The organism is Pseudomonas sp. 14A (assembly GCF_018132745.1).
Taxonomy (GTDB): domain Bacteria; phylum Pseudomonadota; class Gammaproteobacteria; order Pseudomonadales; family Pseudomonadaceae; genus Aquipseudomonas; species Aquipseudomonas mercuritolerans.
Genome location: NZ_JAGRQJ010000001.1, coordinates 41,303 through 55,732, shown reverse-complemented (window position 1 = coordinate 55,732; position 14,430 = coordinate 41,303). Strand labels below are relative to the sequence as shown.

At 61.9% G+C, this 14,430-nt stretch carries 15 protein-coding genes; all 15 read right to left on the bottom strand.

The features are described from left to right. Positions 1 to 129: 129 nt before the first annotated feature. The 15 genes from PS14A_RS00170 to PS14A_RS00100 all read right to left on the bottom strand — a co-directional run bounded on the left by PS14A_RS00170 (position 130) and on the right by PS14A_RS00100 (position 14,430). Positions 130 to 765, bottom strand: coding sequence for a hypothetical protein (locus tag PS14A_RS00170; RefSeq protein WP_024011125.1), 636 nt, complete (start codon positions 763 to 765; stop codon positions 130 to 132). Positions 766 to 857: 92 nt separating this feature from the next. Then, a complete protein-coding gene (locus PS14A_RS00165) occupies positions 858 to 2,300 on the bottom strand; it encodes a TolC family protein (RefSeq protein WP_212615006.1) in 1,443 nt (480 codons plus the stop codon). Beyond that, positions 2,297 to 3,184 carry an HlyD family secretion protein gene (locus tag PS14A_RS00160; RefSeq protein WP_016772263.1) on the bottom strand — a complete coding sequence of 296 codons (888 nt, stop codon included), beginning with the start codon at positions 3,182 to 3,184 and terminating at the stop codon, positions 2,297 to 2,299. Before PS14A_RS00160 ends, PS14A_RS00165 begins: the two co-directional genes overlap by 4 nt. Then, the gene (locus PS14A_RS00155) at positions 3,181 to 3,390 is read right to left on the bottom strand and encodes a DUF1656 domain-containing protein (protein WP_016772264.1); all 210 of its coding nucleotides are present in this window, start codon (positions 3,388 to 3,390) and stop codon (positions 3,181 to 3,183) included. The genes PS14A_RS00160 and PS14A_RS00155 overlap by 4 nt, the downstream gene beginning before the upstream one ends. Further along, on the bottom strand, positions 3,387 to 5,450 hold the full coding sequence (locus PS14A_RS00150; protein WP_212615005.1) for an FUSC family protein: 2,064 nt from the start codon (positions 5,448 to 5,450) through the stop codon (positions 3,387 to 3,389). The genes PS14A_RS00155 and PS14A_RS00150 overlap by 4 nt, the downstream gene beginning before the upstream one ends. After that, positions 5,447 to 5,875 carry a MarR family transcriptional regulator gene (locus PS14A_RS00145; RefSeq protein WP_016772266.1) on the bottom strand — a complete coding sequence of 143 codons (429 nt, stop codon included), beginning with the start codon at positions 5,873 to 5,875 and terminating at the stop codon, positions 5,447 to 5,449. Before PS14A_RS00145 ends, PS14A_RS00150 begins: the two co-directional genes overlap by 4 nt. Before the next feature lie 363 nt (positions 5,876 to 6,238). Continuing rightward, the gene (locus PS14A_RS00140) at positions 6,239 to 6,520 is read right to left on the bottom strand and encodes a type II toxin-antitoxin system RelE/ParE family toxin (protein ID WP_130912319.1); all 282 of its coding nucleotides are present in this window, start codon (positions 6,518 to 6,520) and stop codon (positions 6,239 to 6,241) included. Further along, a complete protein-coding gene (locus PS14A_RS00135) occupies positions 6,510 to 6,755 on the bottom strand; it encodes a type II toxin-antitoxin system Phd/YefM family antitoxin (RefSeq protein WP_041477418.1) in 246 nt (81 codons plus the stop codon). The genes PS14A_RS00140 and PS14A_RS00135 overlap by 11 nt, the downstream gene beginning before the upstream one ends. Positions 6,756 to 6,844: 89 nt before the next feature. Further along, complete coding sequence (locus tag PS14A_RS00130) at positions 6,845 to 7,090, bottom strand: DUF2789 domain-containing protein (protein ID WP_130912318.1); 246 nt, start codon at positions 7,088 to 7,090, stop codon at positions 6,845 to 6,847. A gap of 78 nt (positions 7,091 to 7,168) precedes the next feature. Then, positions 7,169 to 8,737 (bottom strand): efflux transporter outer membrane subunit, encoded by a 1,569-nt coding sequence (locus PS14A_RS00125; RefSeq protein WP_212615004.1) that lies wholly within the window; start codon positions 8,735 to 8,737, stop codon positions 7,169 to 7,171. Next, positions 8,734 to 9,801 carry an HlyD family secretion protein gene (locus PS14A_RS00120; RefSeq protein WP_212615003.1) on the bottom strand — a complete coding sequence of 356 codons (1,068 nt, stop codon included), beginning with the start codon at positions 9,799 to 9,801 and terminating at the stop codon, positions 8,734 to 8,736. Before PS14A_RS00120 ends, PS14A_RS00125 begins: the two co-directional genes overlap by 4 nt. Positions 9,802 to 9,828: 27 nt before the next feature. Then, positions 9,829 to 11,367 carry an MFS transporter gene (locus PS14A_RS00115; protein WP_212615002.1) on the bottom strand — a complete coding sequence of 513 codons (1,539 nt, stop codon included), beginning with the start codon at positions 11,365 to 11,367 and terminating at the stop codon, positions 9,829 to 9,831. Positions 11,368 to 11,590: 223 nt separating this feature from the next. Next, entirely contained in the window at positions 11,591 to 12,508 is a 918-nt protein-coding gene (locus PS14A_RS00110) for a LysR family transcriptional regulator (protein WP_016772273.1), read from the bottom strand. 174 nt (positions 12,509 to 12,682) lie between these two features. Continuing rightward, the gene (locus tag PS14A_RS00105) at positions 12,683 to 13,549 is read right to left on the bottom strand and encodes an ABC transporter permease (RefSeq protein ID WP_212615001.1); all 867 of its coding nucleotides are present in this window, start codon (positions 13,547 to 13,549) and stop codon (positions 12,683 to 12,685) included. A 20-nt stretch (positions 13,550 to 13,569) separates the two neighbouring features. Further along, positions 13,570 to 14,430: an ABC transporter ATP-binding protein gene (locus PS14A_RS00100; RefSeq protein ID WP_110644736.1), complete on the bottom strand. Its 861-nt coding sequence runs from the start codon at positions 14,428 to 14,430 to the stop codon at positions 13,570 to 13,572.

The following is a 14,430-nucleotide window of genomic DNA, read 5'->3' as shown; positions in this document are numbered from 1 at the left end:
CCCAATGTTTAAAGGTTAAAGAGTGTCTATGGACACTTGGGAGAGCAAAAAGATCGCGGCCTTCGGCAGCTCCTACATTTGGAATGCGATTCTCCTGTAGGAGCTGCCGAAGGCTGCGATCTTTTGATTTCAGGAATACTGAACTTCGATTTCATCCAACTGATGATCAAAGCTCTTCAGCCGCGCGGTCCAGGTATACACCAGCACTTCGAAGTCACGATCGATCACCGCTCCGCCGGTGGTATCCGCCCGCACATCGCAGAAATCCAGCTGATAGCGTTCGCGGGCCATGGCCGTGGCGACGTCGGACAGCTCGCGGGCGTTGTTCAGCCAGTGCCAGCCGTCATCGGCGATCTGCTTGTCGAGTTCCAGGCATTGCTTCTTCAGGGCTTCGAGGCTTTTTTCCAGCGGCGTGCCGGTGAGCTCGCCCATGACTTCGGCGAAGGTTCGCCCGGGCTGCCAGTAGCTGCCCCAGAAATAGCGGTCGAACACGGTTTCGACCCGGCGCAGGGCGACTTTGGTGTCCCAGATCAGCACGAGCATCTTGCCCCGTTCGAGCTGACGCTTCTTGACCCGTTGCAGTTGAATCGAGGTCCACGCGACGACGACGATCGCCATCACCGCGATCAGCGCAACGGCGCTGTCGAGGAAAATCATCGCCGTATCGATCTGGTGGGCCAGCATGATCCCGTAGAAATACGTGGCCGAGAGCAGCACCAGTGCCACCAGAGCGCACCAGAAGCCGAGAGCGTAAGGGTTTTTCATTATTGTTTCCCCTGGGCCAGCACTAGCAATGTGCATTGCAGGAGCGCTTGGCATGGGGCGCCCCTCCAACACTTCAAAGCATAGCAACGGCCTCAGGGTTTGCTGGCGCTCGAGGTGTTCGTTCGTCCGTTTTCCCAGCCACCGCCCAGGGCGAGGAACAAATCGATCTGGCTCATTGCGACCTGGGTGTTGGCGGCGGCCAGTTGCGCGGTGACATCGGTGTAGGTGCGGGTTGCTTGCAGGTCGGCAAGGAACGATTCGCGGCCGGCCTGGAAGAAGCGGTGCGTCTGCTCGGCCGCGAGCTTGGCCGACTGCTCGGCTTCGGCCAGCGCATCACGGCGTTGCAACAAGGCGCTGTACTGGGCCAGACCGGTCTGGGTCTCGCGGATGGCGTTGAGCACCACGCCGTCGAAATGCGCCAGCGCGCCTTGAGTGTTGGCCTCGGCTTCACGAATGCGCGCACGGGCGCCGTTGGTCGGTACTTTCCAGCTCAGCGACGGGCCGAAGCCCCAGCGGTTGGTCGACGGATCGCCGAGATCATCAATGATGCCGACGGTGCCGATGGTCGCGCCGATGCTGATGTCCGGGTACAGCTCGCCGGTGGCGATACCAATGCCGGCGGTAGCCGCCGCGAGGCGTCGTTCGGCCTGACGAATATCCGGACGGCGCTTGAGCAGCGCAGCGCCGTCACCGACCGGCACCAGTTGCGCGATCTTTGGCAGCTCGGCGCAACTGGCCGTGCCCGCCGGCAATTGCTCGACCGGTCTGGCCAGCAGCATCGACAAACGGAACAGTCCGGCCTGCCGCGCCGCTTCATAGCGCGGCAAGTCGGCGCGCAGGGATTTGAATTGGGTCTGCGAACGGGTGACCTGAGTCTCGTCGCCCCGCCCGGCATCGCGCAGGCGCTGGATCAGCGTGGTGCTCTGCGATTGCAGGTCGAGAGAATGCTCGGCGATTTCCCGCTCTTCGTTGGCTGCGCAGACCTGGGTGTAAGCACGAACCACGTCCGCCACCAAAGTGATGCGTGCGGTATCGGCAGCAGCCTGAGTCGCATCGGCATTGGCTTTGGCCGCTTCGATGCCGCGTTGCAGAGTGCCCCACAGGTCGAACTGGTACGAAGCGCTGATGCCGATATCGGCAATGTTGGCCACCGGGACTTTCTCCGGCAGCAGGAACGCCTGACCGGATTCCTGCAAACGTTGCGCGCCCATTTTCACCCCGCCGCTCCAGCCGCCAGCGGCCTCGGCTTCATCCACCTGAGCACGTGCCCGCGACAGGTTCGCCGCCGCTACACGCAAATCGGTGTTGGACGCCATGGCCTGCTGCACCAGTTGATCGAGGCGCGGGTCTTTATACAGCCGCCACCAGTCCGCCGGCACCGGCGCCGAGATTACCGGTTTGCCGGCGACTGCCAGCTCGCCCTGAATGTCCTTGCGCTGCACCGCCGCGTCGGTGGGCAGCTGATAATCCGGGCCGAGCATCTGACAGGCCGAGAGCATCACGCCCAACCCGGCGATCAACCAGGCCCTGCTCATGGCTGCGGCTCCTCATGCTGATCGTCGATGATCGACACAGTGGCGGTACGCCCGGCGATCATGCGGAAGTCGGCCGGCACCTCATCAAAAGCGATGCGCACCGGAATCCGCTGCGCCAGACGTACCCAACTGAACGCCGGGTTGACGTTGGGCAGCAGGTTGCTGCCGCTGGTGCGGTCGCGGTCTTCGATGCCGGCGACGATGCTTTCGACATGCCCGCGCAACCTGGCGCGGTCACCGATCACGCGAATATCCACCGATTGCCCGACGTGGATGCCGTCGAGTTTGGTTTCTTCGAAATAGCCGTCGATGTGGAAGGAGTTGCTGTCGACCACCGACAACACCGGACGGCCGGCGGTGACGAATTCCTGCGGACGCGGCGCGCGGTCGTTGACGTAACCGTCGACCGGGCTGCGGATCACCGAGCGATCAAGGTTGAGCTGCGCACTATCGACCGCCACCAAGGCTTCGGCCAATGCCGACTGTGCACGGGCGACGCGCGACTGGCTTTCTTCCAGTTGTTCGGCCGGCACCAGATTGCCGAGGCCACGGTTGCGCTTGGCTTCACGCTGCGCCTGGGCGAGGGTTTCTTCGCGATCGGCGACGGCGGCCTTGGCCTGGCGCAGAGCCAGTTTGAAGCGGTCCTGGTCGATGCTGAACAGCACCTGGCCACGCTTGATCAACTGGTTGTCTTTCACCTCGACCTGCTGAATCAGCCCGGACACATCTGGGGCGATCTGGATGATGTCGGCGCGAATGTGGCCGTCGCGGGTCCACGGCGCGAACATGTAATACATCACCATGCGCCAGACGAGGACAACGGCAAAAGTCACGATCAGCAGGGTCAGGACCACGCGACCGATGGTCAGAAACGGTTTTTTCATGTCATCAGGTATCGACTGAGTGAGTCCACGCCGTACAGCAGCACGGCGTAGAGCGCCACGTTGAACAATGCCCGGTGCCAGACCAGACGGTAAAAGTGCAGGCGTTGCAGCACGCCATGCACCAACAAAAACAGCACGTAAGTGATGCCCATCAGCACCAGCAGGGTCGGCAGGAAGATGCCGCTGATATCCAGATCACCGATCATAGGGGCGCTCCATCGGGCAGCGGTTCTTCGGGCTCGGCGCTGGAGACGAACTCGACGCCGGGCAGCAAGGCCAGACGCAGACCGCTCAAGGCGTGCAACAGGTGTCGACGGGTTTCATCGTCGCCCTGGCCGTTCAGCGCTCGGCGGGTACGATCGAGTGTCATCAGCAGACCGCTCGGTGCCGGCAGGCGTTCGTCGGCTTTGAGGCACGCACGAAAATACTCGCCGACCTCGCCCACCACCTGTCGCAACAGGGCGTTTGGCACGCCGGTGACGCGCGGGGTGTAGGCAAGCAGATCGAGCATATTCAGACCGACACGCACTTCGCGCATGGCGATGCCGGCGTCCTGACCGGTCAGGGCCAGACGCGGCAGGTGCTGCATCAACCGATCGAGCAACTGCACACCCAACTGCCGATGCTCGGCGAGGCTGGCCGGCTCGGTCATGCTGACGATGTCTTTCCAGCTGAATCGGGTCAGGCGTTTGGCCGCCAGTTCGGCGCCGAACGGTCGCGCCACCAGCGTCCAGATGAAAGCGAACAACAGCCCCAGCGGCCCGGCGAGGTTGGAGTTGGCGAAGGCGAAAAAGTCCGCGTCGTAGGCGCCCTGAATACTGATGAACGAGGAAGTGTTGACCAGCGTCAGCAGCATGCCGAGGTAGAAACGCGGCTGCACCGTCAGCGTGCCGATGCAAATGAACGGCACGGCAAACGCCAGCACCAGCATCGGGAAGTCGTGCAGGTTGGGCAGAATCAGAAACAGATAAAGGCTGGCGAACAGCACCGACATCCCGGTCCAGAAAAAGAACCGATAGATCTGCGGCGCCGGGTCGTCCATCGAGGCGAAGAAGCTGCACGCCACCGCCGCCAGGATCACCGCACTGCCGCCGTCCGGCCAGCCGAGCAGGATCCACAGCACCGAAGCAACGATGATCGCCAGAATGGTCGAGGTCACCGAGTAGAGCATCAGCCCGCGATCGATGAACGGCGTCAACCGGCCCAGGCGCCAGTGCCGGTACACCGCGCGCCAGCTGTCCTGGCGCTCGAATAGAATCGCATCCTGCAGGCTGCGACAGTCCTGCCACAGATCGATGAATTCACCGAGGCGGTAGATCGCGTTGGAGAACAGCAACTGTTTGCGGTCTTCCAGCGCTTCGGCGCTCGGTTGCAGCGCGTCGAGCTGATCTCTCAGTGCTTGCCAGCGCTCGAGGTTGGCGTCTGCGTGGCCCAGCCATTCACGGGTCGCGGTCAGCAACGGCTGGAATTTTTCCACCAGTTCCGGGGTGCGGCGTTCGAGGGCGTATAGGGAATCCTCAAGGGCATCGATCACTGGCAGCAGGTGAATCATCCGCCCGCGCAATTCCTTGGTGTTGCGCACGGTCTGTGGCCGCGCGCCTTCGTGGGGCAACTGGCCGATCATCAATTCGAGGCTGTTGAAGTTGGCGACCATGGCCATGCGCAGCGCGGTGACTTCTTCCGGCTGCACATCACGGCTGAGAAACTTCAGGCTGTAGCTCGTCGCATCGGCGAACCACTTGCTCACCGCATCGTTGAACACCGGCGCCAGCCGGCGCGGCCAGAACATTGCACCGACCACCGCAGCAACGGCGATGCCAAGGAAAATCTCTTCGGTACGCGCCTCAGCCACGTCCCACACCGCCAGCGGATTATCGACCACCGGCAGGGCAATCAGCGGCAAGGTGTAGCCGGCCAGCATCAGCGCATAGCTGTTGGCCGTGCGCAGATGCAGGGACATGAACAGCAGAATGCCGGTCCACAACGCGATCACCACCACCAGCACATAGGGGCTCTGCACGAACATCGGCACGAACAGCACCGCTGCCGCCGCACCGAGAAATGTACCGGCCGCGCGGTACAGCGCTTTGGAACTGGTCGGGGCGAGAAACGGGCTGGAGACGATGTACACCGTGGCCATCGCCCAATAAGGACGCGGCATTTGCATGAGCAAGGCGATGTACAGCGCAATCATCGACGCTGCAAAAGTACGCACCCCGTAAAACCAGTCACGGGCCGGCGGCATGCCAGTGAAAAAACCGTTCAAGAATTGACCACCACAGGCGAACTCGCCGCCTCAAAAGCCCTCAGTACCCGAAGCGTAGCTTCCAGATCGCTGCGCTCGATGCCTTCCAGCACTTCGTGGCGCAGGCGCACCAGCTCGGCCTCCACCGCCTGCACCAGCTCGCGGCCGGTATCGGTCAGGCTCAGGCACTTGGCGCGGCGATCCTGAGCGTCTTCGGTGCGACAGACGTAACCGGCATGGCACAGCTGATCGAGCAAGCGCACCAGCGAAGGACTCTCCATCCCCGCGGCCTGGGCGACTTGCACCTGACGCACGCCCTCGCCCAAGCGGCCGATCATCAACAAGGGCACGGCGCAGGCTTCGGAAATTCCATAGTTGACCAGCGTGGTCTGGCAGATCTTCCGCCAATGCCGGGCGGCCACCACCATGGCGCTGCTGATGTTCATCTGGAGACTGTCGAGGGAATCGGACACGGGATAACGGACACTGTTAGTTTGCTAACTATCAATATCGCATTGGAGGGGAATTTCAGTCAAGTTTTGAAACAAATCTCCCCACGCTTGGCCGAGGCGTAACACGAGTTGGATTTGTAATTTTTCGAAGAAAAAATCTAATGCGACGGACAGAACCAAATTTTTTTTACAGTAAGAAGGTTTTTTTTACATCTGAGCCTTTTCGCGCAATTTTTTTTACATGCTGCGCCTCATGCCAGACGATACATCAACTGATCCCACACGTTGGCGGCCCAGTCCGGTCACTCAAGAATCTCATCGACAAACATCGGCCATTTGAATAAAGCGGGGGCTCGTTCAACGGTTCTTGGCAGTATCGTAAACACTGCTGCGTTCGCGCTTGCCAACCGCTAGCACGGAAACCACGACTCGTTCGTCGATGACTTGGTAAACCAATCGATACCCCGAGGCTTTGAGTTTGATTTTGTAGCAGTCGGGCATGCCGTGGAGTGCGTCAGCCGGGATTCTGGGAAGCTTCAGCCTCTCACCCAGCTTCTTTTTGAATTGCTCACGCAATGTATGACCCAGCTTGTTCCACTCTTTGTGCGCAGACGGCAGAAACTCAAGCTTATAAGTCATCCAGGCTTACCGAAATGGGCGTTTCGTGGAGGCGCGAACGAACAATGTCAGCCAGCTCAAGATCATCAAGCCGCTCCATCATTGCTTCATAAACTTCGGCCGGCACCATATAGCCCATGACGCGATTGTGGTTGAGGACAGCGACGGCCCCCCCATGTGCACCGTTCAACACGGCAGTAGGATTTTTCTTTAATTCAGAGACACTGACAGCCATATCGGCGAGAACGCTTTGCATAATAAGAACCTCAAATTAGGACGTGATTTTGGTCTATTTATGCCATGCGGACAACTGTGGCGTTCAACGAGGATACAACTTCGCGATGATCACCCCACCCGCCCCTTACGCAACATCACATTCAACTGATCCACCACCTCCGCCCAATCCGCATCGTCGAGAATCTCCTCGCGCAGAAACTGCGCCTGACCTGCCGTCCAGAAAAACGCGTCAGCCAGATGCAGATCCGGCTTGAGCGGCGAATGGGTAGCGATGAATTGGTCGATGCCGGTCGGATCGTCGGCGAGGCCGAGTTGTTTGAACAGGGCCGGGAGGCTGTGCTGCGGATTTTCCATGATGCAATTCCTCTGCAATTAAGGTCCGGCGTTACGCCGTTTGCTGCAGTGGAGTTGATCATAGCTGTCGCGGCGGGTTCAGGGTCTGGCGGCGTCAGGTGAGCCTGCGGCCAGTTGCGCTGCCGGATAGACCGATTGCCATCCACCGCCAAGCGCCTTGTACAAACCGACCATCGCCAGGGAGACGCCGGTCGAGCTTTCCACCCATTGTTCCTGCGTGGCGAGCAAGGCGCTCTGCACGGTGAGGACGTTGACGAAATCGACCACGCCTTCGACGTATTGCTGTTGCGCGGTGCGCAGGGCGATCTGGTTTTGGCGCACGGCTTCGGCGAGGCTGTCGCGCCGGCGCTGGCTGGCGTTGTAGGCGGTCAGTTGGTCGTCGATTTCATGCCAGGCACGCAGCACGGTCTGCTGGTAGGCGATGGCCGCTTCCTGCTGTTGGGCTTCACGCAATTGGAGCATGCCGCGCAGGCGTCCGCCGTCGAACAACGGCAGGCTGAATTGCGGGCCGATGGCAAAGGCGCGCGAGCCCCATGAACCGAAATCGCTCAGTTGCATCGCTTGCGAACCGAGGTTGCCCGATAGGGTGATGCGCGGATAGAAATCGCCTTGGGCCACGCCGATATTGGCGGTGGCGGCGTGCAGCCGCGCTTCGGCCTGGCGGATATCCGGGCGGCGCTCGGCCAGTTCCGACGGCAGGCCGATGGCGACTTGCAGTGGCGACTGCGGCACTGCCGCGTCTGTGGATAACGCTTGAGCGAGGGCCTGCGGCGGTTCGCCCATCAGCAGACTGATCGCGTTGATCAGTTGCGCCTGACGCTGCTCGAGCGCCGGCAGCCGTGCCTCGATGGCGGCGACTTGCGCGGCGGCTTCGGCGACGTCCAGGTCGGTGGCCACGCCATCGGCCAGCCGCAACTGCGAGAGTTTCAGGCTGTGGCGAGCGACGTCGAGGTTCTGCTCGGTGACGGCGCGGGTGTTCTGCACGCCGCGCAACTGAATGTAGTTTTGCGCGGTGTCGGCGAGCACGGTCAGCAGCACGCCGCGACGATCATTTTCTGCCACTTCGAGATTGGCATCAGCGGCTTCGGTTTCACGGCGCACGCGGCCCCAGAAGTCCAGTTCCCATGACGCCGAGAAGCCGGCATCCCAGAGGTTGAACGCCTCGTCGCCGTTATTTCCCGATGGATCGTTCAAGCCTTTGCCACTGTTGCGTTTGCGCCCGTAGCTGCCAGTGGCAGAGCTGTGCGGATAGCGCTCGGCGGTGATTACCTGGCGCGCGGCGCGGCTTTGTTGCAGACGGCTGCTGGCCAGTTGCAGGTCGAGGTTGCTGTTCAGTGCGCGCTGGGTCAGCGCGGACAGCTGCGGGTCGTGGAAGGTTTCCCACCAGCGTTCGTTCAAGGGTTCGCTGACGGCCTGGCTCGGGGCGGACCGGGCGGGTTTGGCCCAGTCGGCCGGCTGCCTGGTTTCGGGTTTCTGGAAGTCCGGGCCGACGGTGCAGGCGGTGAGACTCATTGTGAGCAAGGCACTGAAGGTTAGCTGCTGCCACTGGCTTTTTCGCGTGCAGGCTCGCTCCCACAGGGAGAACGCATTACACAATGTGGGAGCGAGCCTGCTCGCGAAGGCGGCAGCCGATTCAACACCGATCATCGCTGCGTCACCTCGCGCCCGGACGCCCTTGAGCTGGCGGTATCAATACTCGCCTCGACCGACATCCCCACCCGCAACCGCTCGGCCAGTGGCTGGCCCGGCTCCAGCACGATCTTCACCGGAATCCGCTGCACAACCTTGGTGAAGTTGCCCGTCGCGTTGTCCGGTTTCACCGCCGCAAAGGTCACGCCAGTTGCCGGCGCAATGCTCTCGACGCGGCCGGTCAGGGCTTCGCCGCCGAGACTGTCCACTCGGACTTGCACATCCTGCCCGGGCTGCACATCGGTCAACTGGGTTTCCTGAAAATTGGCCACCACATAGGCCTGCTGCAACGGCACCACCGCCAACAGCTTGCTGCCCGGGGTGACGTAGGCGCCGACACGCACCGCACGCTCGCCGATCATGCCGTCCTGCGGCGCGGTGATGCGCGTGTAGGACAAGTTGAAACTGGCAATCTCCAGCGCCGCCTGCGCATGTTTCAGATTGCCGTCGGCGGCGTTGCGCTGGGCGGTGAGAATCTCGACCTGCTTGCGTTCGGCCGCCAGTTTCGCCGTCGCGGTGTCGAGGCGCGCCGAGGCCTGATCAATCCGCGTACGCGCCTGCTGCGCGTTCTGCACGGTACCTGCACCGACACCGGCGAGATGGTTGTAGCGGTTCAGTTCCTGCTGCGCAAAGGCCATTTCCGCTTTGGCCGAGACCACGGTGGCCTGCGCCTGAGCGATTAGCGAAGCCTGCCGCTCCAGGGTCGCGTTGGCGTTCTGCAACTGCGCCCGCGCGACCAGGGTTTGCGCATCCGCCGCTTCCGCCGCTGCGCGCAAATCACGGTCATCGATCAGCGCCAGCAACTGCCCGGCCTTGACCTGCTGGTTGTCTTCGACCAGCACCTGCTTGATGAACCCGGCCACGCGCGGCACAACCAGGGTGTAGTCGGCGGAGACGAAGGCGTCGTTGGTGGTTTGCTCGGTGCGTTGGCCGAACAGCCCGGGCATTGCCAGGTACACCAGCACGCCCACCGCCAGCGCGGCAGCCACGGCCACCGCGAGTTTTTGCTTGGATTGAGTCATAAAAAACCTTCAGTTTCAGTACAGCGATCAGGTCGGCGCGCGCGGCGGATAAATCCGCGTCGGCAGCCAGAAAATCAGCAGGATCAACGCCACGGCAACGCCGGCCATGCACAGGTACAAATCGGACGAAGTCAGCACCACCGCCTGCTCGTGCACGCGGTGAGCGAGGCCCGGATCGCTGTGATCGGCCAGCGGCGAATTGCCGAGGCTGTCGACCAACATGGTCGAATGGAAATGCAGGCGCGCGGTGGTCAGCGCTTCGATGACGCCGGTGGCAACCACGGCGGCAAGGCCTTTGACGGTGTTGAACCACGCCGACGCGAACGGCCCTTCCATCGGCGTGATACTGCCGGTCGACAACATCAGCAGCGGCAACACCGCCATCGGCTGGCCGAAAATCTGCAGCCATTGCAGGACGTAGAAATCGTCGCGAATCCACGCCGAAGTCAGGTGCGAACCGCCCAGGCAGGACAGCGCGAGCATGCTCAGACCAATGCCGAGCACCCAGCGGCAATCGACCCAGCGCAAGTTGCACAGCGCTGCCACCAACGGCAGCGCAATCAGCTGCGGCAATGCGGCGATGAGCATGATCGGCGCGGTTTGCGCCGGGCGATAACCCTGCACCTGCGCCAGATAACTCGACGGAATCAGCACCACCGCCAGCAGCACGATCAACACCCCGGCGAGGGTGATCAAGGCGAACAACAGGTTGCGGATGCCGAGCATCTGCAGCTTGAAAAACGGAATCGGCTGCGACCATTCATTGATCATGAAAGCCACCAGCAGCAGCGAACCGGCACCGAGTAATCCACAGATCAGATTCGACTCGAACCAGTCCAGTCGATTGCCCTGCAACAAACCGATCACCAGCATGCAGATCGCCGGAAAGCCCAGCAGCAGGCCTTTCCAGTTGAACGTCTTGAGACGTTCCAGCCGCAGCGGATCCTGGGGCAATCCGTAAGCCACTGCGGCCATGGCGATCAGGCACGGCACGATGATCTGCCAGAACGTCCACTGCCAGCCGACGTATTCAGTCCACAGGCCGGCCAGCGGCGTGCCGAGTCCCGGGCCGAAAGTCGCGGTCAGTGCGTAGCCGGCCAGTCCGTACAGTTTGATGTTCGCTGGGAGAAAGCGCAGTGCGACGGTCATCAGCATCGGCGGCAATGCACCACCGGCGAGGCCTTGGAGGATGCGCATCAGCAGCAGACTTTCGTAGTTCGGGGCGAACGGGCACAGCACGCCGAGCACGGTAAAAAGACCGATTGCGCAGAGGGTGAAGCGGCGCAGCGAGAAGGTCACCGAGCACCACGGCGCAAAGGCCATGGCCGCGACCGACGTCGCCGTGTAACTGGCGACCAGCCAGGTGCCTTCGTCGTAGCCGATGTGCAGCGCGCCGCGAATATCGGCGAGTGCGACTTTGGTGACCATCTCGTTGAGGCCCGAGACCAGCACGGCCAACAGCACGCCGACCAGACCAATGATGATCCGCGCCCCGAACACCGCAGGCGCAGCCGCCGTCGCCGGGCTGGTCGCGGCGAGAGGTGCCGGGACCGTCAGGGATGTCATGAATGAAAAGCTCCGGGGGTGAAATACCGGAGCATTTTAGTGGGGCTTGATGCTGACGAAAATTGACTTATTGGCAGGTTATAAGTGCATCAGACACAACGATAAATGCATATGTGGGAGCGAGCCTGCTCGCGAAAGCGGTGGACCAGTCGCCATTGAGGTGACTGATTCGACGCCTTCGCGAGCAGGCTCGCTCCCACAGGATTCGATGGTGTCTGATGATTTATGGCTGTGCCGCCAGCCACGTTTCATCGCAGCAGGTCTTAAGGGTTTCACGCAGCCAGCGGTGGGCCGGGTCCTTGTCGAAGCGCGGGTGCCAGGCCTGGGTCAGCATCAGCATGGGCAGCGGAATCGGCAGGTCGAACGAACGCAGTTTCAGGCCCAGCCGCCGCACGCTGAGCAGTGCTTCTTTGGGCACCGGCAGGATCAGGTCGGAGTCGGGCAAGGCAAACATCGCTGCGTGGAAACTCGGTGCGATCACCGCCACTCGACGCTCCAGCCCCAACGCATTCAACGCCGTGTCGATCGGGCCGCGAGCGATGCCACGGCGCGACATGCTGATGTGGGAAAAACCGGCGTAGCGCTCGGCAGTGATTTCGCCGTCGAGCAATGGATGATTCTCGCGCACCAGACCGACGAAGTGGGTGGAGAACAGGTTCTGCACTTTCACTTCCGGGGTGAGCGGACGGGTATTGCTGACGCTCAGATCGATGCGCCCTTCGCGCAGCGCCTCATCGTCGCCATCGCCTTCCGGGACGAAGCGCAATTCACAATGCGGAGCGAGCTGGTCGAGGGTGTCGAACAGTTTGCCGCCGTAGACGCCGACGAAGAAATCATTGGCGCGGATGCTGAACCGTCGGCGCAAGGTGCCCAGTTCAACGCTATCGGCGGAGCGGAACAACAGCGCCGCCTGCTCGACCACGTCGCGCACCTGTTCGCGCAGTTCGAGGGCTTTGGGGGTCGGCACCAGACCACGCCCGGCGCGCACCAGAATCGGATCGCCGATGGCTTCGCGAATCCGCGTCAGCGTGCGGCTCATGGCCGCCGGGCTGAGGTTCATGCGCCGCGCCGCACCGACCACACTGCCCTCGTCGAGCAAGGCATCGAGAGCGACCAGAAGGTTCATGTCCGGGAGTTGCATGCTGAGCACTCTTGGCTGATCTGGATTGATCCGGGCGCAATGCTAACAAACATCCCTCAAGAGTGACGATGCCAGCGCTGGCCTCTTCGCGAGCAGGCTCGCTCCCACCTTGGAATGCGTGCTCATGTGGGAGCGAGCCTGCTCGCGAAGAGGCCGGCCCAGCCAACGAAGGGCTCAGCGCTGCATACCCCAGCGCTTGACGGTCACCCGCTCAAGGGTGGCAAAAACCAGATTCTCCACCAGCAAGCCAATCAGGATCACCACCGCCAACCCGGCGAATACCTTGTCGGTGTACAGCTCATTGCGATTCTGGAAGATGTACCAGCCCAGCCCGCCCTTGCCACTGGTTGCGCCAAACACCAATTCGGCTGCGATCAAGGTGCGCCAGGCGAACGCCCAGCCAATTTTCAAACCGGCGAGAATCGACGGCAGTGCCGCCGGGATCAGGATGAACAAGACCAGGCGCAATCCCCTGAGGCCATAGTTACGCCCGGCCATGCGCAGCGTCTCGGACACACCGAGAAATCCGGCATAGGTGTTCAGCGCCAGCGCCCACAGCACCGAATGCACCAGCACGAAAATCAGACTGTTCTGGCCCAAGCCAAACCAGAGCAGCGCCAACGGCAGCAGGGCAATCGCCGGCAACGGGTTGAACATCGAAGTCATCGTGCTGAGCAGATCACGTCCCAACTGGGTCGAGACCGCCAATGTCGTCAGGGCGAACGCGAGGACGATGCCGATCAGGTAGCCCTTGATCAGCACCACCAGCGAGATCCACACCTTGGCCAGCAGCTCACCACTGAGCAGCCCGTCGAACAGGGCCTGCGCGGTTTGCAGAAAACTCGGCAGCATCAGGTCGTTGTTCTGAATCCGCGCGACCACTTCCCAGATGATCGCCAGCACGATCAGGATCAGGCTTTTACGCAGCCAGCCCTGTTGCCACAGGCGCGTGCCAAGCGGCAATTCGCGCTCGACCGGCACGGCGGTCAGCGGCTCGAGCACGGTTTCGAATTCTTCACGCACGGATGATGAATGGCTCATCGGGTAGTCCTCCTGGCCGCTCAATAGGCGATGCGAATGTCGTTGAAGTGGTGATCACGTTCGGTCTCCGGCGCCTGGCCCTCATCGAACAGCAGACGATGAATGCGCCGCGCCGATTCCTGAAACGCCACGCCGCCGAGGCTGTGCAGGTCGTATTGATGGCTGTGCACTTCGGCGCGCACCCGGCCTGGATGTGGCGACAACAAGAGGATGCGATTGCCCACCACCAAGGCTTCTTCGATCGAATGGGTGACGAACAGCAGGGTGAAGCGCACCTCTTCCCAGAGCAGCAGCAATTCCTCCTGCATCTTGCGGCGGGTCAACGCATCGAGTGCAGCGAAGGGTTCGTCCATCAAAAGAATTTTCGGTTGCATGGCCAACGCCCGGGCGATCGCCACCCGCGCCTTCATGCCGCCGGACAAGGTGTGTGGATAGGCGTCGGCAAACGCTGCCAGACCTACCTTTTCCAGGTAGTGCAGCGCACGCTCTTCGGCGTCTTTCTTGCTCAAGGTGCGCGAGGCCAGCAGCGGGAACATCACGTTTTGCTTAACGGTTTTCCACGGCGGCAACTGGTCGAATTCCTGAAACACCACAATGCGGTCCGGCCCCGGCGCATCGACGCGCTGGCCTTGCAGGCGGATCTCGCCTTCGCAAGGCTGGATGAACCCGGCGACCGCCTTGAGCAGGGTCGATTTCCCGCAACCGGACGGGCCGAGCAGGACGAAACGATCAGCCGGGTCGACGGCGAAACTGACTTGATGGGTAGCGCGCACCACCCGCTGCGGCGTGCGGTATTCAAGGCTGACGTGATCGACGGCCAGCAACGCTTCGCTGCGGGCGATCGGGTTGCTGGCCGCGTGGCCTGGCAAAGGGGCGTTCAT

What these genes read in the sequence shown, in the direction of transcription:
- PS14A_RS00170 (WP_024011125.1), bottom strand. Translation starts at nt 765, where the DNA reads ATGAAAAACCCTTACGCTCTCGGCTTCTGGTGCGCTCTGGTGGCACTG.
- PS14A_RS00165 (WP_212615006.1), bottom strand. Translation starts at nt 2,300, where the DNA reads ATGAGCAGGGCCTGGTTGATCGCCGGGTTGGGCGTGATGCTCTCGGCC.
- PS14A_RS00160 (WP_016772263.1), bottom strand. Translation starts at nt 3,184, where the DNA reads ATGAAAAAACCGTTTCTGACCATCGGTCGCGTGGTCCTGACCCTGCTG.
- PS14A_RS00155 (WP_016772264.1), bottom strand. Translation starts at nt 3,390, where the DNA reads ATGATCGGTGATCTGGATATCAGCGGCATCTTCCTGCCGACCCTGCTG.
- PS14A_RS00145 (WP_016772266.1), bottom strand. Translation starts at nt 5,875, where the DNA reads ATGAACATCAGCAGCGCCATGGTGGTGGCCGCCCGGCATTGGCGGAAG.
- PS14A_RS00140 (WP_130912319.1), bottom strand. Translation starts at nt 6,520, where the DNA reads ATGACTTATAAGCTTGAGTTTCTGCCGTCTGCGCACAAAGAGTGGAAC.
- PS14A_RS00135 (WP_041477418.1), bottom strand. Translation starts at nt 6,755, where the DNA reads ATGCAAAGCGTTCTCGCCGATATGGCTGTCAGTGTCTCTGAATTAAAG.
- PS14A_RS00130 (WP_130912318.1), bottom strand. Translation starts at nt 7,090, where the DNA reads ATGGAAAATCCGCAGCACAGCCTCCCGGCCCTGTTCAAACAACTCGGC.
- PS14A_RS00125 (WP_212615004.1), bottom strand. Translation starts at nt 8,737, where the DNA reads ATGATCGGTGTTGAATCGGCTGCCGCCTTCGCGAGCAGGCTCGCTCCC.
- PS14A_RS00120 (WP_212615003.1), bottom strand. Translation starts at nt 9,801, where the DNA reads ATGACTCAATCCAAGCAAAAACTCGCGGTGGCCGTGGCTGCCGCGCTG.
- PS14A_RS00115 (WP_212615002.1), bottom strand. Translation starts at nt 11,367, where the DNA reads ATGACATCCCTGACGGTCCCGGCACCTCTCGCCGCGACCAGCCCGGCG.
- PS14A_RS00110 (WP_016772273.1), bottom strand. Translation starts at nt 12,508, where the DNA reads ATGCAACTCCCGGACATGAACCTTCTGGTCGCTCTCGATGCCTTGCTC.
- PS14A_RS00105 (WP_212615001.1), bottom strand. Translation starts at nt 13,549, where the DNA reads ATGAGCCATTCATCATCCGTGCGTGAAGAATTCGAAACCGTGCTCGAG.
- PS14A_RS00100 (WP_110644736.1), bottom strand. Translation starts at nt 14,430, where the DNA reads ATGAACGCCCCTTTGCCAGGCCACGCGGCCAGCAACCCGATCGCCCGC.